15 protein-coding genes, 2 pseudogenes and 1 riboswitch are annotated in these 19,201 nt (G+C 68.6%); of the genes and pseudogenes, 7 read left to right on the forward strand and 10 right to left on the reverse strand.

All coding sequences use genetic code 11. The features are described 5' to 3' along the window. The first annotated feature begins 8 nt into the window (after window positions 1–8). A complete protein-coding gene (glmS, locus tag MEBOL_RS24700; RefSeq protein WP_095979762.1) occupies window positions 9–1,844 on the forward strand; it encodes a glutamine--fructose-6-phosphate transaminase (isomerizing) in 1,836 nt (611 codons plus the stop codon). Window positions 1,845–1,922: 78 nt separating this feature from the next. Here glmS and MEBOL_RS24705 read toward each other — a convergent pair whose 3' ends face one another. Both MEBOL_RS24705 and MEBOL_RS44150 read right to left on the reverse strand, forming a co-directional pair. Next, complete coding sequence (locus MEBOL_RS24705; RefSeq protein WP_245918817.1) at window positions 1,923–3,200, reverse strand: antitoxin Xre/MbcA/ParS toxin-binding domain-containing protein; 1,278 nt, start codon at window positions 3,198–3,200, stop codon at window positions 1,923–1,925. 18 nt (window positions 3,201–3,218) lie between these two features. Then, window positions 3,219–3,323 (reverse strand): annotated as a pseudogene (locus MEBOL_RS44150) (SEC-C metal-binding domain-containing protein); the annotation flags it as partial. Between the two features lie 160 nt (window positions 3,324–3,483). On the opposite strand from MEBOL_RS44150, the gene MEBOL_RS24710 reads away from it, so the two are divergent. Beyond that, complete coding sequence (locus MEBOL_RS24710; RefSeq protein WP_095979764.1) at window positions 3,484–4,407, forward strand: DMT family transporter; 924 nt, start codon at window positions 3,484–3,486, stop codon at window positions 4,405–4,407. A 27-nt stretch (window positions 4,408–4,434) separates the two neighbouring features. On the opposite strand, the gene MEBOL_RS24715 is transcribed toward MEBOL_RS24710, so the two are convergent. Genes MEBOL_RS24715 through MEBOL_RS24730 form a run of 4 tightly spaced genes read right to left on the reverse strand, consistent with a single transcriptional unit; the run spans window position 4,435 to window position 9,182 of the window. Next, the gene (locus MEBOL_RS24715; RefSeq protein ID WP_095979765.1) at window positions 4,435–5,322 is read right to left on the reverse strand and encodes an SLATT domain-containing protein; all 888 of its coding nucleotides are present in this window, start codon (window positions 5,320–5,322) and stop codon (window positions 4,435–4,437) included. A gap of 20 nt (window positions 5,323–5,342) precedes the next feature. Further along, window positions 5,343–5,762, reverse strand: a complete 420-nt coding sequence (locus MEBOL_RS24720) for an acyl-CoA thioesterase (protein WP_095979766.1) — start codon at window positions 5,760–5,762, stop codon at window positions 5,343–5,345. Then, entirely contained in the window at window positions 5,749–6,786 is a 1,038-nt protein-coding gene (locus MEBOL_RS24725) for a ribonucleotide-diphosphate reductase subunit beta (protein WP_218920815.1), read from the reverse strand. Before MEBOL_RS24725 ends, MEBOL_RS24720 begins: the two co-directional genes overlap by 14 nt. Beyond that, window positions 6,783–9,182 carry a ribonucleoside-diphosphate reductase subunit alpha gene (locus tag MEBOL_RS24730; RefSeq protein ID WP_095979767.1) on the reverse strand — a complete coding sequence of 800 codons (2,400 nt, stop codon included), beginning with the start codon at window positions 9,180–9,182 and terminating at the stop codon, window positions 6,783–6,785. The genes MEBOL_RS24725 and MEBOL_RS24730 overlap by 4 nt, the downstream gene beginning before the upstream one ends. Window positions 9,183–9,411: 229 nt before the next feature. Then, a riboswitch (cobalamin riboswitch) is annotated at window positions 9,412–9,629 on the reverse strand. 272 nt (window positions 9,630–9,901) lie between these two features. On the opposite strand from MEBOL_RS24730, the gene MEBOL_RS24735 reads away from it, so the two are divergent. The 3 genes from MEBOL_RS24735 to MEBOL_RS24745 all read left to right on the forward strand — a co-directional run bounded on the left by MEBOL_RS24735 (window position 9,902) and on the right by MEBOL_RS24745 (window position 13,363). Next, the gene (locus MEBOL_RS24735) at window positions 9,902–10,525 is read left to right on the forward strand and encodes a hypothetical protein (protein ID WP_170115585.1); all 624 of its coding nucleotides are present in this window, start codon (window positions 9,902–9,904) and stop codon (window positions 10,523–10,525) included. Window positions 10,526–10,633: 108 nt separating this feature from the next. Then, window positions 10,634–11,728, forward strand: coding sequence for a recombinase RecA (gene recA / locus MEBOL_RS24740; protein WP_095979769.1), 1,095 nt, complete (start codon window positions 10,634–10,636; stop codon window positions 11,726–11,728). A 234-nt stretch (window positions 11,729–11,962) separates the two neighbouring features. Further along, complete coding sequence (locus MEBOL_RS24745) at window positions 11,963–13,363, forward strand: hypothetical protein (RefSeq protein WP_095979770.1); 1,401 nt, start codon at window positions 11,963–11,965, stop codon at window positions 13,361–13,363. A gap of 18 nt (window positions 13,364–13,381) precedes the next feature. On the opposite strand, the gene MEBOL_RS24750 is transcribed toward MEBOL_RS24745, so the two are convergent. Together MEBOL_RS24750 and MEBOL_RS24755 are read right to left on the reverse strand one after the other, a co-directional pair. Then, window positions 13,382–14,503 (reverse strand): C39 family peptidase, encoded by a 1,122-nt coding sequence (locus MEBOL_RS24750; protein ID WP_095979771.1) that lies wholly within the window; start codon window positions 14,501–14,503, stop codon window positions 13,382–13,384. 144 nt (window positions 14,504–14,647) lie between these two features. Beyond that, window positions 14,648–16,048 carry a M20/M25/M40 family metallo-hydrolase gene (locus MEBOL_RS24755; protein WP_095979772.1) on the reverse strand — a complete coding sequence of 467 codons (1,401 nt, stop codon included), beginning with the start codon at window positions 16,046–16,048 and terminating at the stop codon, window positions 14,648–14,650. Between the two features lie 66 nt (window positions 16,049–16,114). Between MEBOL_RS24755 and MEBOL_RS24760 the strand changes: the two genes are divergently transcribed. Next, a complete protein-coding gene (locus MEBOL_RS24760) occupies window positions 16,115–17,140 on the forward strand; it encodes a dipeptide epimerase (RefSeq protein WP_095979773.1) in 1,026 nt (341 codons plus the stop codon). Beyond that, complete coding sequence (locus tag MEBOL_RS24765; protein WP_095979774.1) at window positions 17,137–18,339, forward strand: DUF819 family protein; 1,203 nt, start codon at window positions 17,137–17,139, stop codon at window positions 18,337–18,339. The genes MEBOL_RS24760 and MEBOL_RS24765 overlap by 4 nt, the downstream gene beginning before the upstream one ends. On the opposite strand, the gene sitI6 is transcribed toward MEBOL_RS24765, so the two are convergent. Continuing rightward, window positions 18,333–19,094, reverse strand: coding sequence for a SitI6 family double-CXXCG motif immunity protein (gene sitI6 / locus MEBOL_RS24770; protein ID WP_245918819.1), 762 nt, complete (start codon window positions 19,092–19,094; stop codon window positions 18,333–18,335). The two genes, MEBOL_RS24765 and sitI6, sit on opposite strands and share 7 nt — an antisense overlap. Beyond that, window positions 19,063–19,194: pseudogene (locus MEBOL_RS24775) on the reverse strand (SitA6 family polymorphic toxin lipoprotein); the annotation flags it as partial. The pseudogene MEBOL_RS24775 and the gene sitI6, both read right to left, overlap by 32 nt. Window positions 19,195–19,201: the final 7 nt, after the last annotated feature.

The raw sequence follows: 19,201 nt of genomic DNA on the forward strand, positions 1-19,201 counted from the left end.
AGGACTACATGTGCGGGATCGTCGGTTACGTGGGTGACAAGCAGTCGGCTCCGATTCTGGTCTCCGGGCTCAAGAAGCTCGAGTACCGGGGCTACGACTCGGCGGGCGTGGCGGTGATCAACCGCAATGTGCTCAACGTGGTGCGCGCCACGGGCAAGCTCAAGAACCTGGAGAGCCGGGTGCAGACGGACTCGCCCCAGGGCACCGTGGGCATCGGCCACACCCGCTGGGCCACGCACGGCCGCCCCTCGGACGAGAACGCCCACCCGCACACCTACGGCGGGGTCGCCGTGGTGCACAACGGCATCATCGAGAACCACCTGGCGCTCAAGGACGAGCTCAAGCGCCAGGGCCACGTGTTCGCCTCGGAGACGGACTCCGAGGTCTTCGCCCACCTCATCTCGGACCAGCTCAAGACGGGCAAGGATCTGCCCGCGGCGGTGCGCGCGGCCATCGCCCGCGTGAAGGGCACCTACGCCCTCGCCGTCGTCACGGAGAGCGACCCCACCCGCATCGTGTGCACCAAGGAGTCCTCGCCCATGGTGCTGGGGCTCGGCGAGGGGCAGAACTTCGTGGCCAGTGACGTGCCGGCGCTGCTCGAGCACACGCGCGACTTCATCTACATGGAGGAGGGGGACCTGGCGATCCTCACCGCCGGGGGCGTGGACATCTACAACCGCGCCGACCAGAAGGTGAACCGCGCCACGCGCCGCATCGACTGGACGCCGATGATGGCGGAGAAGGGCGGCCACAAGCACTTCATGCACAAGGAGATCCACGAGCAGCCTCGCGCCGTGGCGGACACGCTGCGCGGCCGCATGCTCCTGTCCGAGGGCGACGTGCACTTCGAGGGCTGGAGCTTGAGCCCGGAGAGGATCAACGCGCTCACGAAGATCACCATCCTCGCGTGTGGCACCTCGTGGCACTCGGGCATCGCGGGCAAGGCGATGATCGAGTCCCTGGCGCGCATCCCGGTGGAAGTGGAGCTCGCGAGCGAGTTCCGCTACCGCGACCCCATCGTGGAGTCCACGCACCTGGCCATCGCCATCAGCCAGTCGGGTGAGACGGCGGACACGCTGGCGGCCTTCAAGGAGGCCAAGGCGCGGGGTGCCTCGACGCTCGCGCTGTGCAACGTCATCGGCAGCGCCATGACGCGCGAGGCGGAAGTCACCGTGCTCACCAACGCGGGCCCGGAGATCGGCGTCGCCTCCACCAAGGCGTTCACCACGCAGCTCGTGGGCCTGTACCTGCTGGCGGTGAAGCTCGGCCGCGCGCGGGGCACGCTCAGCGTCAAGGCGGCCCAGGAGCACCTGACGTCCATCACCGAGATTCCGAAGATGATCGAGGACGTGCTCAAGTGCGAGGCCTCGGTCAAGCGCGTGGCGCGCGACTTCATGGGCGCCCAGGACTTCCTCTTCCTCGGCCGCGGGCCCATGCACCCGGTGGCGCTCGAGGGCGCGCTCAAGCTCAAGGAGATCTCCTACATCCACGCCGAGGGCTACGCCGGTGGCGAGATGAAGCACGGCCCCATCGCCCTCATCGACGAGAAGATGCCGGTGGTGGTGATCGCTCCGAAGCAGCCGCACGTGGCCTACGAGAAGATCATCGGCAACATCGAGGAGGTGCGTGCGCGCGGCGGCAAGGTCATCGCCATCATCGACGAGGACGACACGCACGTGGCCACGATCGCCGACCACGTCATCCGCATCCCCGCCGCCACCGCGCTGCTGGCGCCCGTGGTGGCGACGATTCCCCTGCAACTGCTCGCCTACCATGTGGCGGACCTGCGCGGGAACGACGTGGACCAGCCGCGCAACCTCGCCAAGAGCGTGACGGTGGAGTAGCGCCGCGCTCCGTCCGCCTCCGCGTGACGGCGCATGCGCCCGGGTGCCTCTTCGCACGAGGCCCCGGGCGTTGTCCGTTCAGGGCACCAAGCCCAGCTCCCGCCGCAGGCCCGTGACATCCATCCGCTCCCCGGCGGGCAGACGTGCTTCCCGGTTCTCCACCTCCTTGAGCATCGCATCCACCTCGCGGCGGCCAGCCGCGGTGCCCACCGCCTGACGAGGGCTCCTGCCCTGGAGCGCTGGCAGCTTCGTATCTAGCCAGGCCGCGTAGTGCCGCGCCTTCATGTCACGTGCGACCTCCTGCATCTCGGGTGTGGGGGGCTCCTCCGGGGGCGGACGGGGGCCTTCGCGCAGCTTCGAGGGCTCCGTCTCCTCCCGGGACTGATGGGTGATGAGTCCCTGGCAGGCGGCTTCCACCCGGCGGCGCAGGGCATCCGCCCGCCTCACTGAATTGGTCTCCAGCCGCATGGTCGTCGCCTGGAGCCTCGCCCGGCCGATGACGGTGTTCTGCCAGGAGGCGTGCATCGCATTGCCCTTCTTCAAGAAAGTGCACTGCTCCTCTTCTCCCTCGGCTTCGTCCCACTCGGCTCCCTTGAGGGCCGCGAGTCGCTTCATCACGCCGGGCCGGGCTTCTGGTGCGAACGTGTAATGGTCCTCCACGAGGATGAAGGGGTCGCCGTCCGTATTGGTCAGCCGTGGCTCCAGCCGCGCCCGCTCCTCGAGGAACTCCACTTCCCCCCGCCAGAGCAGCACGAGCCCCAGCGTCGTGTCCTCCTCCATGAGCCTCTTCCGGGACACCATCCGGTTTCCGTGGACCCGCAGCTCCCGACGCACCGTCTTCACGACCTCATGGGCGGCCAGGGGCGGCAATGGATAGGGGTACAGTCCACAGAACACCGTGACTCCCGCGGATTCCGCCACGCGTCCAAGCACCGCGTCTCGCGGATGCAATTGCTGGGAGCCGAGCACTTCCTGGACGAAGTGCTCCTCCTGTCCCAGCAGATCTCTTACCCGGAGGCCTACCCCGGGCTGAACCTCCAGCACCTCCCAGAGGGTGAGGACAACGGCTCGTTGGCCTCGCAACCACTCGACGTCCTCCTGGGACAGGCTCGTGCCGTGCTCCTCGAGGAACCACTCCCGGACGGGTCGGCCCTCTACGTCCCAGTGGTTCACCACCCAGGGCATGAAGAGTTGCAGATGCGCCTGATGGGGTTGGGTCTCGGCACCGTCGAAGTAGGCGTCGGCCGCCACTTGGAGCCAGGCCGGGCCCCAGCGGGCATGGGCGTAGCGCACCATCTCGTTCACCAGTCGCTCGTCCCGCTGATGCAGGGGGGCACCCGGTGACGATGGGCTCATGAGCGGCGGCCGCTTTCCGCCACAACACTTCTTGGACTTCTGCCCGCTTCCACATGGACATGGCTCGTTGCGTCCCGTGCCGCTCATAGCTCCTCCCGATACCACCTTGAAAGTAGTGGTCATGAGGTGATTCTAGAAGTCGGGTCGGGCGAGCGTGAGTCCTATCTCCTGGATGGGGAGCGAGCGTCCGGGGGCATCCGCCGGTCTTGCGTTGTGGCATCCGCCATGAGACGCCACGCCGCGCCATGACTTCGCCCTCTCTCTTGACTCACCCGGGACGTCCATGAACGCGCAACCCCGGAAGGTTGCCGATGGCTTCGCCTTGCAACTGATGATCGTGCTCTGCCTCGTCTGGGGCGTTCAGCAGGCATTGATCAAGCTGGCGGCCCCGGATATCGCCCCGATCATGCAGGCGGTTGGCCGCTCGGGCATCGCCTCCGTGCTGGTCGGTCTGCTGATGTGTTGGCGCGGCGGGTGGGAAGGGCTGCGCCAGGGAACACTGCCCGCCGGGATGCTGGCGGGCGCCTTGTTCGCCCTGGAGTTCCTGATGATCGCCCAGGGCTTGAAGTACACCTCCGCCTCGCACATGGCGGTGTTCCTCTATACCGCGCCCATCTTCTCCGCCCTCGGTCTGCACCTGATGGTGCCGAGCGAGCGCCTGCGGCCACTGCAATGGCTGGGGATCGGCATCTGCTTCACCGGGATCGCGCTGGCCTTCGGTGGTGGCATGAGCTTCGCCGCCGTGGATGGCCGCATGCTGCTCGGTGACACCCTGGGAGTCCTGGCTGGCATGGCCTGGGGCTTCACCACGGTCGTGGTGCGCACCTCCCGGCTGTCCGAGGCACCGCCGACCCTGACGCTGTTCTACCAATTGTTCGCGGCGACGCTCCTGCTGCTGGTGGTGGCCGTGGTGATGGGCGAGGCCGGGCAGGTGCACCTGACCCCCCTGGGCGTGGGCAGCGTGCTGTTCCAGGGCGTGGTGGTGTCGTTCGCCAGCTACTTCACCTGGTTCTGGCTGCTGCGCCGTTACCTGGCGTCCAATCTCGCGGTGCTCTCCTTCATGACCCCGCTGTTCGGCGTCACCTTCGGCGTCCTGCTGCTGAAGGAGCCGTTGAGCCTCGACTTCATCGGTGGCGCGGTGCTGGTGCTGCTCGGCATCACCTTGGTGAGCAGCGAGCCGTGGGTGCGCCGGGTGTTGAGCCGCTGAGTCGGGCTCGGAGCCGTGGGGGAGGGCTCAGACGAGCGTGACCGTCACGGTGGACGTCTCGCCTGGCAGGATGGTCACGATCTCCTCCGAGGAGACACGTTTGCCGTCGCGCTGGGCGCTCACCCGGAGCACGTGCTGGCCGGGGGCCACATGGGGAAAGGCCTTGGTGGCGCCGTGGTGGGTCTCGATGGAGGCGTCGCCCAACTGGAGCTCGCACTGGTGTGATTCCAACTGGTCGAATCCGGCGATCTGCACCTTGAGCGAGCCCTGACGGGCCATCAGGGAGTGACCGAAATCGGCCATGGACGTGCGCTGGGCGACGGCGGACTTCTCGAAGTCCTGGAGGGCGCCCGAGAAGCGGACCACCCACTCCAGGGTCTCTTCCTTGATGACCTGGTTGATGGAGAGGCGTGCGTTGTAGAGCAGGTTGAGATCCGCGGTGAGGCGGTCGCTCTTGGTTCCGCCGCCGAGCCGGGCCTCGAGCGCGCGGCGCGTCCAGTTGAACTGGAGCAGTTCCCGTTGCGCCTGCAGGTTGAGCATGGCGGTGACGTAGCGCATCCAACTGGAGGAGTAGCCGAAGAGCCGGTCCATCCCGATGCAGCCCGCGCCGAGCGCGGCGAGGATGGAGGCGATGGGCACCCAGCGCTCGGGCTTCCAGCTGTCGGGGAGCATGGACACGGCGATGGGGACGACGGAGGCGACGCCCGCGAGGGAGATGGCGAGGCCTCGCAGGAGGGAGGCGAGGCGCTTGTTGTGGTTCTTGTGCCAGTCGTACCAGCGGATCGTCTCCTCCAGCTTGGCCATCACCTCGTCGTAGAGGATCTGCAGATCCTCATCCTGCTGAGGCTGCCGGACCGCGGAGAGTTTGAGGGGCTGGAGGTTCTTGGGCGGCTTCTCGGCCGGGGGCTTCGCCATGTCTCCCCGAGTCTACCTGTTCAGGCGCCAGGTGGCGTCGAGGCCAGGGGAGGCACCGCCGTGGGGCGGCCGTGGGCATCCAGGGCCACGAAGACGAACCGCCCCCGGGTGCCGAGCTGCCGGTCCCCCGTGAGCAGGTCCTCCGCGTAGAGGTCCACCTCCACCGTCATCGACGTGCGGCCCGTGGCGACGATGCGGGTGTACAGCTCCACGAGTTGGCCCTGACGCACCGGCACGTGGAAGTCCACCTTCTCGCTGCTCGCCGTCACCACGTTGCGCCGGGCGTACCGCGAGGCGACCACGAAGGCCGCCTTGTCCATCAGCGCGAGTGCCTGGCCGCCGAACAGCGTCCCGTAGTGGTTCGTCTGCTCCGGGAACACCATTTCGACCAGCCGGGCCTCGGTGATGCTGCCCGGCTCCAGCTTCTCAGAAGGCGGCATCGAACGTGACCTCGCCCTCGACGCCCACCTGGTAGGCCGAGACGCGGCGCTCGAAGAAGTTCGCCAGCTCCTGCACGTCCTGCAGGTCCATGAAGCCAAACGGATTCTTGGCCCCGTAGCGCTTGGGCAGCTCCAGCATGACGAGCCGCTGATCCGCGACGAACTCCAGGTACTGCCGCATCTCCTTCACGGACAGGCCCGCGACGCCTCCCTGGAGCAGGTCCTCGGCGAAGCGCAGCTCGCACTCCACCGCCTCCTCCATCATGGTGACGACCTCGCGCTCCATCCGCGCGTCGAAGAGGTCCGGCTCCTCGCGGCGCACCGTCTTCACCACGTCGAAGGCGAAGGCCATGTGCGCGCTCTCGTCGCGGAACACCCAGTTGGTCCCCGCAGCCAGGCCGTGGAGCAGCCCGCGCGAGCGCAGGAAGTACACGTAGGCGAAGGCCGCGAAGAAGAACAGGCCCTCGATGCAGGCGGCGAAGCAGATGAGGTTGAGCAGGAAGCGCCGACGGTGCTCGCGCGTGTCCAGCCGATCCAGCTCGTGCACCGAGTCCATCCACTTGAAGCAGAACGCCGCCTTCTGGCGGATGCTCGGGATGTTGTCGATCGCCGCGAAGGCCTTGGCGCGCTCGGCGGGGTCCGGCACGTACGTGTCGAGCAGTGTGAGGTAGAACTGCACGTGCAGCGCCTCCTCGTAGAGCTGGCGCGACAGGTACATGCGGGCTTCGGGCGAGTTCACGTGCTTGTACAGGTTGAGCACGAGGTTGTTCGACACGATGGAGTCGCCCGTGGCGAAGAAGGCGACGAGCCGTTGGATGAGGTGGCGGTCCGCGGGCGACATCTTCGAGCGCAAGTCACCCACGTCCGTGGAGAAGTCCACCTCCTCCACGGTCCACGTGTTCTTGATGGCGTTGCGGTACATCTCGAAGAACGCGGGGTACTGCATGGGGCGCAACGTGAGGTTGAGCCCCGGGTCCAGCAGGCGCGGGCCCACCTTGGGCGTGGCGTGGGACAGGGTATTCACTGGCAGGCCTCGCAGCTCTCGGGGTTCTCCAGGGAGCAGGCCAGGGCCTGTTCCTCGGTGGGCGTCGGCTTCGCCTCGCGGGGCACCTCCACCGTGGCCTTGGCGATGCGCGTGGCCGGGCGCGAGCGCAGGTAGTAGGTGGTCTTCAGGCCCTTCTTCCAGGCGTACATGTACATGGAGCTGAGCTGCCCGATGTTGGGCGCCTCCATGAACAGGTTGAGCGACTGGCTCTGATCGATGAAGGCGCCGCGATCGGCCGCCATGTCCACGAGCGAGCGCATGGGCAGCTCCCACGCGGTGCGGTAGACGGCCCTCAGCTCGGCGGGGATCTCCGTGATGCCCTGGATGGAGCCTTCCGCGAGCTTGATGCGGGTGCGCATCTCCTCGTTCCACAGCCCGAGCTTCTTGAGCTCCTCGACCAGGTAGCGGTTGACCTGGAGGAAGTCACCCGAGAGCGTCTCGCGCTTGAAGAGGTTGGACACCTGGGGCTCGATGCACTCGTAGCAGCCCGCGATGGACGCGATGGTCGCCGTGGGGGCGATCGCGATGAGCAGCGAGTTGCGCAGGCCGCCCGTCTTGATGCGCTCGCGCAGCGCGTTCCAGCGCGCGGTGTCCTCGGGGGTGATGCCCCAGGCGTCGAACTGCAGCTCCCCGCGCGCGGCGCGCGTCTCCGCGAAGGCCGGGTGGGCGCCATGCTCGGCCGCCAGCTCCGCCGAGGCGCTGAGGGCGTGGAAGTAGATCTCCTCGGACACCTTGCGCGAGAGCGCGCGGGCCTCGGCGGAGTCGAAGGGCAGGCGCATCTGGAAGAACACGTCCTGCAGGCCCATGATGCCCAGGCCCACGGGGCGCCAGCGCAGGTTGGAGCCCTGGGCGGTGGAGATGGGGTAGTAGTTCAGGTCGATGACCCGATCGAGCTGCCGCACCGCGGTGCGCGCCGTCTGGCCCAGCTTCTCCCAGTCGAACGTCACCTGGCCCGCGTCATCCGTGAGCGTGTGGCGCGCGAGGTTGATGGAGCCCAGGTTGCAGACGGCCGTCTCCTGGTGGCTCGTCACCTCGAGGATCTCCGTGCACAGGTTGGACAGGTGCACGACGCGGCCGGGCAGCGCGGTCTGGTTGCAGGCCTTGTTCGACTTGTCCTTGAACGTCATCCACCCGTTGCCCGTCTGGGCGAGCGTCCGCATCATGCGCGCGTAGACCTCGCGCGCCTTGAGCGACCGGGTGGCGAGCCCCTGGGCCTCGGCCTGGAGGTAGGCGCGCTCGAAGTCCTCGCCGTACAGGTCCGTCAGGTGGGGGACGGCCTTGGGGTCGAACAGGGACCAGGGGGCGTCCGCCTCCACGCGCTTCATGAAGAGGTCCGGCACCCAGTTGGCCAGGTTCAGGTTGTGGGTGCGGCGGGCCTCGTCACCGGTGTTGTCACGCAGCTCGAGGAACTCCTCCAGGTCCGCGTGCCACGTCTCCAGGTACACGCAGCACGCGCCCTTGCGCTTGCCGCCCTGGTTCACCGCCGCCACGGACGCGTCCAGCGTCTTGAGCCACGGGACGATGCCGTTGCTGTGACCGTTGGTGCTGGTGATGAGCGAGCCGCGCGAGCGCACGCGGTGGTACGCCAGCCCGATGCCGCCCGAGAACTTCGAGAGCATGGCCACGTCGGTGTAGCTCTTGTAGATGGCGCCGAGGTCGTCCTCGGGCGAGTCGAGCAGGAAGCACGAGGAGAGCTGTTCGTGCTGGGTGCCCGAGTTGAAGAGGGTGGGGGAGCTGGGCACGTACTCGAGCAGCGAGAAGCGCCGGTAGAGCTCCAGGGCCTCGGCCACGGTCTCTCCGAGCGCCACCGCGATGCGCATGAAGAAGTGCTGGGGCGTCTCCAGCACCGCGCGCGTGGTGGGGTGCTTGAGCAGGTAGCGGTCGTAGACGGTGCGCAGGCCGAAGTACTCGAAGAGGCGGTTGCGCGTGGGGTCGATGGCGTCGTTGAGCTTGCGCGCGTTGGTGGCGACGAGCTGGGCGACGCGCTCGTTGACCAGGCCCAGGCGGTGCCCGGCGGCGATGGACTGCGAGAAGGAGTGCACTTCCTGTCCCGACAGCTCCTTGTCGATGTACGTGGCGAGCAGCCGCGCGGCCAGCTTCGCGTACTCGGGCTCCTCCAGCGTGAGCGAGGCGGCGGTCTGGATGGAGAGCTGATCCAGCTCCTGCGTGGACGCTCCATCATAGAGACCGGCGATCGTCTTGGTGGCCACGCGGATGGCGTCCACCTGCCGCAGGCCGTCACAGCAGCGGCTGATGGCGCGGACGATCTTGTTCAGGTCCGCGACCTCGAGCGTCCCATTGCGCTTGCGCACCCGCATGGTGGTGGGCGTGGGAGGCGGGGACGACGGGGGCTGGATGTGGCTCGTGTTCAACATGGTGCTGCGTTCCTCCTTCGCGACCGCGTGAAACTCGAGGAGGAGCGGGGGGCGCCCGGGTGCATGCGTGAGCCCTTGGGAGGGCTCGCCCGGACGACCTCGCGCCCCCTCGGGCGGCTGGAGCACGACGCGAGAGCACGACAAGACCGGGACGCACGCGGAGCCCCGCGGCGTATCGGACCGTTCGCCTCCCCCGAGGTGATCCAGGTCGAACCGTCCTGGGTTGTCTCTCCCAGAACGGGCGCTGGCAGGTTTTCGGGCTCGCGAGCGGCCGGCGTGATGCTCCGGCGGACATCCTCCTACCGCCGCCCCCTTCCCAGCCTCTCGGCCAGTGGATGTGGGCGGATTCGTTCTCGCAGACCGCTGCGGGGCAGCTCCGGCGTCACACCGGATTCCCTTTCAAGCCTGGCCAAGGGGCGGCCGGGCACCAGCAACGGGGCACACATTAGGGGGGTGACCAGACATGTCAAAGAAGCGGACTGGCCCCACCCGGAGCTGTTTCCTTCCGGACTCCGCGTCCGGGGACCTGGGCTCGCCGGACCGTTGGTGCGCCGGGGGACAGACGTTACAGTCCAGGGGTGTCCAGCACCTCGCGCCCACGTCCTCCTGGTTTCCGCGCCCATGAAGACGGGCAGGAGGAAGCACCGGCCTCCCTGGCGCCCTGGGAGGGCCCGGCCTCGGCGCAAGCGCCTCCTTTAATGGAGGCGGTGGAGGCGGATGTGTCCCGCCTCCTGATGGAGATCCGGGTCGCGTCGGGGGCGGAGCGCCAGGAACTGACCCAGCGCTTGAACGGGCACCTGGAGGCGCTGGGGACCGGGACGGGCTCTCGCGAGAAGGCGGACGTGCTCCTGCGGTTGCTGGAGAGTGGCCGGTTGGAGGGATTGGGAGGGCCGCCGGGGCACACGTGCCGGGCGGTGGCCGTCGAGTCCCTCACCCGGATGGGCTACCCCTACGCCCTGGAAGTCCGCCCCGAGGACCTGGCGTACCTGCGCGACCAGACCGTCTCGAAACGGGACGGGGGCTCGTTGGCGCGGGGCGGGGCGGCGGGTGTGCTGGTCTTGGGCCTCGTCCTGCAATGGTCGGTCGTGCCCAGGTTCGTGAGCCATTCGTTCGACGCGGGCATCGACTCGATGCTGGCGCTCGCCATGGGGCTGACGACCTTGTCCCTGCTGGCCGGATTGTTGGCCCCCCAACGCTCGCTCACCCAGCGAGTGGGCCTGGGCCTGCTGCTCGCCCTGTCCCTTCTTCAGCTGTGGATGGGTTCCCGCTCGGGTTATCACGGACAGCTCAGCGGGGCGGCGGGGGTGTTGGCCTGGCTGCTGCTCATGCTGCCTCGACGCTGAACGTTGTGGGTCATGTCAGAGGGATGGACTAGGGTTGGTCCATCGCGTACTAAACGCGAGTTCAGGTGAGCCGGGGTGGCTCGCCGCATACGCAAGGAGCAAGAAGAAATGGCCGTGAATCCAGAGAAGGAAAAGGCGATCGAACTGGCGATGTCCGCGGTGGAGCGGCAGTTCGGTAAGGGCTCCATCATGCGGCTCGGCAACGAGGAGCCGTTGGTGCGGGATGTTCAGGCCATTTCGACGGGAAGCATCTCGCTCGACATCGCCTTGGGCGTCGGAGGCGTGCCCAAGGGCCGTATCGTGGAAATCTACGGGCCGGAGTCCTCCGGTAAGACGACCCTGTGTCTGCACATCGTGGCCGAGGCGCAGAAGCGCGGCGGCGTGGCGGGCTACATCGACGCCGAGCACGCGATGGACATTGGCTACGCGCGCAAGCTGGGCGTGCGCACGGACGACCTGCTGCTGAGCCAGCCGGACACGGGCGAGCAGGCGCTGGAGATCGCCGAGATGCTGGTGCGCTCGGGCGCCATCGACGTGCTGGTGGTGGACTCGGTGGCGGCGCTGGTGCCCAAGGCGGAACTCGAGGGCGAGATGGGCGATGCGCACATGGGCGTGCAGGCGCGCCTCATGAGCCAGGCGCTGCGCAAGCTCACGGGTACCATCAGCAAGAGCCAGACGTGCGTCATCTTCATCAACCAGATCCGCATGAAGATTGGCGTGATGTTCGGCAACCCGGAGACGACGACGGGCGGCAACGCGCTGAAGTTCTACGCGTCGCAGCGCCTGGACATCCGCCGCGTGGGCGCCATCAAGAATGGTGAGAACGTGGTGGGCAGCCGCACGCGCGTGAAGGTGGTGAAGAACAAGGTGGCGCCTCCCTTCAAGGAGGTCGAGTTCGACATCATGTACGGCTCGGGCATCTCGAAGGAGGGAGACCTCATCGACCTGGCGTCGGCGGACAACATCATCGAGAAGAGCGGCAGCTGGTTCTCCTTCAAGGGAGAGCGCATCGGCCAGGGCCGCGAGAACGCGAAGGACTACCTGCGCGACCACCCCGAGGTCATCAAGGAGGTGGAGCGGCAGGTGTACGAGAAGTACGGCATCGGCAAGCCGGCGGTGGCGGCGGTGCCCTCGCCCACGGACGGCGGTGAGACACCCGCCGAGGGTCCTTCCGAGAAGCGCCGCGTGAAGGCCGTGAAGTAGTCCACGGCGTCATCGCCTGACCAGTACCGAGGGGCTGTCTCCCAGGTGGGGAGGCAGCCCCTTCGTCATGTGTGCCCGCCTGGCCGCATGGGGAGCGGGCCCGGGCAGGTGCTTGATGTTCCGCATGGCCACACGCGTTCCGCGTGGACAATTGTCACCCTCCGTCGCAAGGCCATTGCCCCTCGACGCGGGCCTGTGCTGCGCTGCGCCGAGGGACTGGAGACAAGGAGCTGGATGATGCGCCGCATCGAGAGTGCACTGCTGGCCGTGTTCTGTGCCGTGGGCTTCATGGCGTGTTCGGCCTGTGGAGCGGGGACGGGGGGAACGGGGCCCGGAGGGACGAACCAGGGAACGGACAAGGCGGTGGGGAGAGCGGGTCAGTTCTTCCTGCCCACGGGGACGCCGCGCAACACGGCCAACCCCCGCGTGGAGACGGATGCCCAGGGCAACGTCCACATGGTCTACCCCGCGTACTCCCAGGGGGACGCGTACTACGCCTGGTGTCCGGCCAATTGCGGCTCGGCGGACAAGGTCAAGGTGGTGCAGCTGAAGACCGAGGGCACGGTGGACAACGCCATGCTGGCGGTGGGCGCGGATGGCCGGCCCCAGCTGCTCCTGAGCACCTACAAGCGCGTCTATTACGCCTCCTGCCAGAGTGGGGACTGCACCCAGGCGTCCTCCTGGTCCGTCAACCCCATCCTCGAGCACGACGGCCAGCGCGAGGTGTCCGGAGAGGCCTTCGCCCTCACGCCGGACGGCAAGCCGCGCTTCGTGATGCACAGCTACCGCAGCGTCGGCATCGGCTCGCCCACGCCGGGGACCTTCTATGTCCAGTGTGATGCCGACTGCGCGCGCCCGGAGAGCTGGACCACGAATCAAATCAGTGGCCGCGTCTGGCAGGAGATCACCCTGCGCTTCAACGCCCAGGGGCGGCCCCGGCTGACGAAGGCGGAGATCGAGAACTACGGCGACTACATGGGCTACTACGCGCAGTGCGACGGCGACTGCACCGTGGCGGATGGCTGGAAGGTGGCCGAGCTGCACAAGGTGTTCTTCGGCTTCTCCGAGGCGGTGCGCATGTACCCGACCCTCTCGCTGGCTCTCACGAGCAAGGACACGCCGCGGGTCCTCCTGCTGGGCCAGGTGAATGGCGCGCGCAACCTCATCTACGCCGAGTGCGACTCGGAGTGCACCAATGACCAGAAATGGAGCGCCCAGTACCTGCTGAACGCGGGCTCCGAGGGCGAGGTGCTCCGGGCGGGCCTGGATCTCGCGCTCGACGGTGAGGACCGGCCGCGCATCGTCTACACGGCGAGCTGGAACATCCTGGTGGGCTCGTGCGACTCGGAGTGCACGAACCCCGACAAGCCTTCCTGGCAGCTCGGGAAGGTGGAGTACAGCGGGGACATGCAGACGGACAAGATCATCCCCTACTCCAACTGCACCATGGCCTCGTGGTTCCTGCACAGCCCATCGCTCGCGCTCGGCAAGGACGGGCTGCCCCGGGTGGCCTACCGCGCCCAGGACATCAGCGGCGGTGGCGGCAAGCCGGAGCCGGGCACCACGCCCTGCTCGGCGGGCGCGGACATGACGTTCTCGCGCTTCGCCCAGCTCGGCTCGCTGACGGCGAAGTAGCGCCCCGGCCCGGCGCGCTCACGGCACGAAGGTGAGCGCGCCAGCGGGGAGTTCCGTTCCCGCCGGCCACAGGACGTAGGCCGAGCGGTTCGAATGGTCCCAGGCCCGCAGCAGCTCCGCGCGGCGGTACGTCACGTTCACCGATTCGTCGCTCGGGAAGGCGGGATCGTTGCAGACCACGTCGCCCTCGGACGTGAAGCCCTTCACCACGAGCAGGTGGCCGTTGGAGCTGCGCACGGGCGAGCCCGTCAGCTCGCCCTCGCCGTAGGCCACGCTGATGCTGATGGGGATGCCCCGGGCGATGAGCCGCTCCACCTGGGCGAAGGAGTCGAAGCGGGCCACCAGCCCGTGCAGGGCGCCCTCCGCCAGGGACGAGGCATACGCGGTGTTGAAGGGCCAGTTGCCGGTGCCCTCGTAGGTCGCGTCGTAGACGCGGGAGGCCGCCTCTGGCACGGGGACCCCGAGCGCGTCACGTCCGAGCTGGCCGCTCCAGTACGCGAGCAGCATGGACACCGATGTGGGCGAGCACCACACGCCTCCATCGGGCGGGTAGAGCAGTTGCGAGCGGCCGGGCACCGCCAGCACCGTGCCCCAGGCCCGCTCGTCCGAGGGTGTTTCCGGCAGGGCGCGCTGGGTGTCGGTCATCGCCGCCGCGAGCGCGCGCACGTGGGGCGACACACCGGGCCGCGTGGAGTAGAGCCACACCGTCATGCGCAGGCCGTCCGCCTTCTGGCCGAGGACGAGGGTGTCGGTGAGCACCTTGCCGTGCGCGTCCTCCTGACGCCCGGCGCTGCGGCGCGTGACGGTGCTCGTGTCGAGCGCCCAGACGCCGAAGTCGTACTCCTTCGTCCACTGCCCCGCCACGCGCGCGGCGAGCGTCAGCCGCACCCAGGTGCCGGGCGGGGTGAGCACGTCGAAGGAGGGCACCACGTTGTTGAATCCCTCCGGCAGGGATTGCACCTGGGAGATGGCGCTGCCGGCCAGGTGGCCGCCCTCGGGGTGGGCGGGATCCGCGCCCGCGGGCGTGGGCGGAGCCGAGGGCTCCAACTCGAGCGCCCCGTCCGGTGTCAGCCGGGTGCCCTGATGGGTGAAGCGCTCGAAGTCCCGCGCCTGGGCGCTCGTCCTCCAGATTCTCGCCACGGGATCTTCCTCTCTGGGGGAAGTGGGCCGCACCTTCGGGCCACAGGCCGACAGGGTCGCGGTCAGCAGGAACAGACAACAGGAGGCACGGACAGTCGGGGTTCTCATGGGGCTCGCTCGGGGGCGGTCGGGAGGGACGTCACTTCACTTCACCAGCTCGGACAGGAGCCGGTGGACGAATTCGGCGCCCGGCTGGAGCGAGGCCACGGGGATGCGCTCGTTGGGCGCATGGGCCGTGCGGGCATCCTCGGGCGTGAGCGCGAAGAGCTCGATGCCGTAGGCGTGGATGCCCGCGCGGCGCAGGGCGGTGGACTCGGTGGTGCCGGTGGACATGCGGGGAAAGACGGGGGCGCCGGGCCACACCTGGGCGGCGGCGGCGGTGGCGGCGCGGATCAGGGCGTTGTCTCCCACGGGCGATGCGGGCGAGTCCGGCGGCTTCATGTTCATCTCCACCTGGATGCCGGGGTCCGCCACCGCGGCGACGATGCGGGCGCGCACCTGCTGGATGTCCTCGTCCGGGAGCAGGCGGCAGTTGAGGGTGGCCTCGGCGGTGGCGGGGATGACGTTGGGCCGATCCCCCGCATGGAAGACGGTGGGCACGCACGTGGTGCGCAGCACGGCGGCCAGGGCGGGGTCGAGCCGCGCGAGGGTGTCCACGGCGTCCTGGGGTGGGGCGTCCGGACGGGCCGCGAGCCGCTGGAGGGCCTTGCCCTGCTCGCCGCCCGTCACCTTCACCCGGCCCTCCACGTTGAGCCGCGTCACGGGGGTGAGCCGGGTGGGGAAGGTGAGCGCTCCCACGCGGGCCACGGCCGCCGCCAGCCGCACCAGGGGCGAGGGCGTGGCGGGCGGCACGGAGGAGTGGCCTCCGGGACCGCTGGCCTTGAGCACCACCTGGCGCGACACCCGCTCGGCGGCCTGCAGGTTGACGAAGCGCACCCGGCGGCGATCCTCGGACAGCTCCGTGAGGCCTCCTTCGTTGAGGGCGAACTCCGCCTCGCGCAGCTCCGGACGGCGTTCGAGCAACTTGTCGATTCCAGCCCGTGAGCCCACCTCCTCGTCCGCGCTGAGCACGAGCACCACGTCCCGCGAGCGCTTCGTGCCCTCCCGCGCGAGCTTGCGCATCGCGAGGATGCTGGCGGCCACCATGCCCTTGTTGTCCTGGACGCCACGCCCGTAGAGGAAGCCCTCGCGCTCGGTGAGGGTCCAGGGATCGGAGGTCCATTCCTCGCGCCTGGCGGGCACGGTGTCGAGGTGGGCCAGGACGAGCACGGGCCGCGCGGCGCCAGTGCCCGGGAGCCTCGCGATGAGGTGGGCGCGTCCGGGGACGGGCTCGTCGAACTCCGAGGAGATGCCGGCTTCCTGGAGCCAGCGCGCGGCCACCCGTGCGGCCGCGGCCTCGTTGCCGGGAGGATTGGAGGTATCCACGGCGATGAGCTCGGCGAGCAGGGTGCGCATCTCCTCCCCCGGGGCTTGGGGCGGCGCATGGGCGGGCGTGACGCGGCCCGGCGCGGCGAGCAGGGCGAGAACCAGGAGCAGGGGAGACATGCGGGCAGTTTAGGGGAGTCCTTCGAGCTGTGGTAAGGGCGGCTCCTCTCCCGAGAGGTCCTTCGCATGTCAGTGCAGATGGATGTCCGAGTCCTCGAGTTGCCCCTTCGTCACGCCTGGACGATCGCGCGGGGGACCAGCACCTCCAAGCGCAACGTCATCGTCGAGCTGCGCGAGGCGGGCGTGGTCGCCCGGGGAGAAGCCGCTCCGAACGTGCGCTACGGCGAGTCGGCCGAGACGGTGACGGAGGCACTGGGCAAGCTCGCTCCGGTGCTCGCGGGAGATCCGTGGCACTTCCGGGTCTTATCCGAGCGCGTCGAGGCGGCGCTGCCGGGCAACCACGCGGCGAAGGCGGCGTTGGACATCGCGCTCCATGATCTGGCGGGCAAGCGGCTGGGCGTGCCGCTGTACCGCATGCTGGGGTTGGACCCGGCGGCCATGCCGCTCACGTCCTTCTCCATCGGAATCGACGAGCCGGCGACGCTGGCGCGCAAGGTGGAGGAGGCCGCGCCCTACCCGGTGCTCAAGGTGAAGCTCGGCGCGAAGGACGTGCGCGAGACGTTCGGCGCGGTGCGGGCGGCCACCGCCAAGCCGGTGCGGGTGGACGCGAACGAGGCCTGGAAACCCGAGGAGGCGCTGGCCCATATCGAGTGGCTGGCCGCCCAGGGGGTGGAGTTGGTGGAGCAGCCGCTGCCGGCGGCGGACGTGGAGGGGGCGAAGTGGCTGCGGCGGCGCTCGCCGCTGCCGTTGGTGGCGGACGAGGCGTTGATGATGGCCTCGGACGTGCCGAGGCTGGCCGAGGGCTACCACGGCATCAACGTGAAGCTGCAGAAGTGCGGCGGCATCCGCGAGGCGCTGCGCATCATCGAGACGGCGCGCGCCTGTGGCCTCAAGGTGATGATCGGGTGCATGGTGGAGACGGGAGTGGGGATCGCGGCGGCGGCGCACCTGGGACCGCTCGCGGACTGGCTGGACCTGGACGGCAACCTGCTCCTGTCGGCGGACCCCTTCCAGGGCCACCCCGTGGTGGAGGGGCGCATCCGATTGGGTGAGGGGCCCGGGCTCGGCGTGGAGCCCCAGCCTCGTCCATGACGCAGCCGCTCATCCAGTCACCCATGGCGGTGCTCACGGTGCTGCTGGCCGTGTTGTCGCTGCTGATGCTCGCCGAGCGCCATCCCGTGCTCGGGCGCGTCTTCAAGGTCGTGCCCCTGCTGGTGCTCGTCTATTTCGTGCCCACGCTGCTGTCGAACACGGGCGTCATTCCCACGCGCTCGGAGCTGTACGGCTTCGTGTCGGCCTATCTGCTGCCCGCGAGCCTGGTGCTCCAGGTGCTGGCGATGGACCTGGGAGCCATCGCGAAGTTGGGGCGCGGCGCCGTGCTGCTCTTCCTGGCGGGGACGGCGGGCATCATGATCGGCGGACCGCTGGCCTATCTGCTGCTGGGCCACTGGCTGCCGGCGGAGCTGGGGGATCAGGCGTGGAAGGGGCTGGCGGCGCTTAGCGGCTCGTGGATTGGCGGGAGCGCGAACTTCGTGGCCATCGGGCAGAGCGTGGGGGCGAGGGACGACACGCTGAGCATGATGGTGGTGGTGGACGTGGGCGTGTCGAACCTGTGGACGGCGGTGCTCTTGTGGTTCGCGGGGCGCGAGCGCCAGATGGACGAGCGCCTGGGCGCGGACCGGCGGGCCATCGACGTGGTGCGCGAGCAGGTGGAGCGCTTCCACGCCGCGGTGTCCCGGCCCGCGAGCCTCCAGGACCTGGTGTGGCTGCTGGCCATCTCCCTGGGCACGACGGTGGTGTGCACGGAGGTGGCCAGGCACCTGCCGGACGTGGGGACGTTCATCACGGGCTTCACCTGGGTGGTGCTGCTGGTGACGACGGTGGGCGGGCTGATGTCCTTCACGCGCCTGCGCGAGCTGGAGGGCGCCGGGGCGAGCCGCGTGGGCGCGCTGTTCCTCTACGTGCTGGTGATGACCATTGGCGCGAAGGCGGACTTCCGGCGGTTGCTGGACGCGCCGGCGATGGTGGCGGTGGGCTTGGTGTGGATGGCGGTGCACGCGGGCATCGTGCTGGGAGTGCGGAGATGGTTGCGCGCGCCCATCTTCTTCGCGGCCGTGGGCTCACAGGCCAACGTGGGGGGCGCGGCGTCCTCGTCCGTCGTGGCCGCCGCGTTCCACCCCGCGCTCGCGCCCGTGGGCGTGATGCTCGCGGTGGCCGGCTATGTGCTGGGCACCTACGGGGGCCTCCTGTGCGCGGTGATGCTGGAGCAGGTGCACCGGCTCCTTCAGTGAGTGGGAAGGCTCCAGGACGTGCCCCCCTTCCCTTCATTTAGAGGGGAGGGGATGGAAGACGACGCCATCCAGGCGGAGTCGTTGGCAGGCCCTGATGAAGCGTTCGCTGCAGACCAGGACGGTCGAGAAGTCTTCCAAAGGGCATCAGGCAGGGCGAGGCCGGTTCGACCACAGCGGCGGCAAGGCCGCGCTCGGTGGAAGGGGAGGCAATCGGGATGGAGTCGTCCGGAGGGCAGAATCTTCAATTCGAGCAGCTCGGGCGGATGGCGTTGGCGAGAGCGGAGGTGCATCTGGCGGCCTTTGAGACCTTGGACGCCCTCTGCTTGAAGTGCATCGAAGGCCTCTCTTCGGATCAACAACCACCAGGGATCAGGCGAGACGAGCGCTCCAAAGTGGCCATGGAGCTTGCCCTGGAATGCGCCCAGAGGTGTACCTGGCTCCAGGAGGGCGCCGGGTGGAAGGAGCGGCCGGACCAGTTCACACAATCGTTCGAACTCCTCGATGGGTTCGGCGCGGGCTGTCTCGAAGTCGGCCAGGGCCGACACGGGCGTTAAATCGACGGATGGATACGCCTTGGCGCCGTCGCTCCAGGTCTCCTTGCACGAGGGACAGATGACGCCCGGGAGACCCCATCTGTAGGCTCCGTCGATGACACCGGAGCTGTCTTGGGTGTTGTCGTTGTCGATTCGAAAATAGCGCACGGATGAGGTCCTCACTGCCGTTTCATCCGCAATGATACGGGGTGAGCTGTCCATGCACGCCGAACCGGTTCATGAGATCGAAGACGAAGCGCCATACCTCATTTTGTGTGGCGCTCCGGTTCTTGGCGATGAATCGCCGCCAGGCCTCATTCCATTGTCCC

Origin of the sequence: Melittangium boletus DSM 14713 (assembly GCF_002305855.1) — a bacterium.
Taxonomy (GTDB): Bacteria; Myxococcota; Myxococcia; order Myxococcales; family Myxococcaceae; genus Cystobacter; species Cystobacter boletus.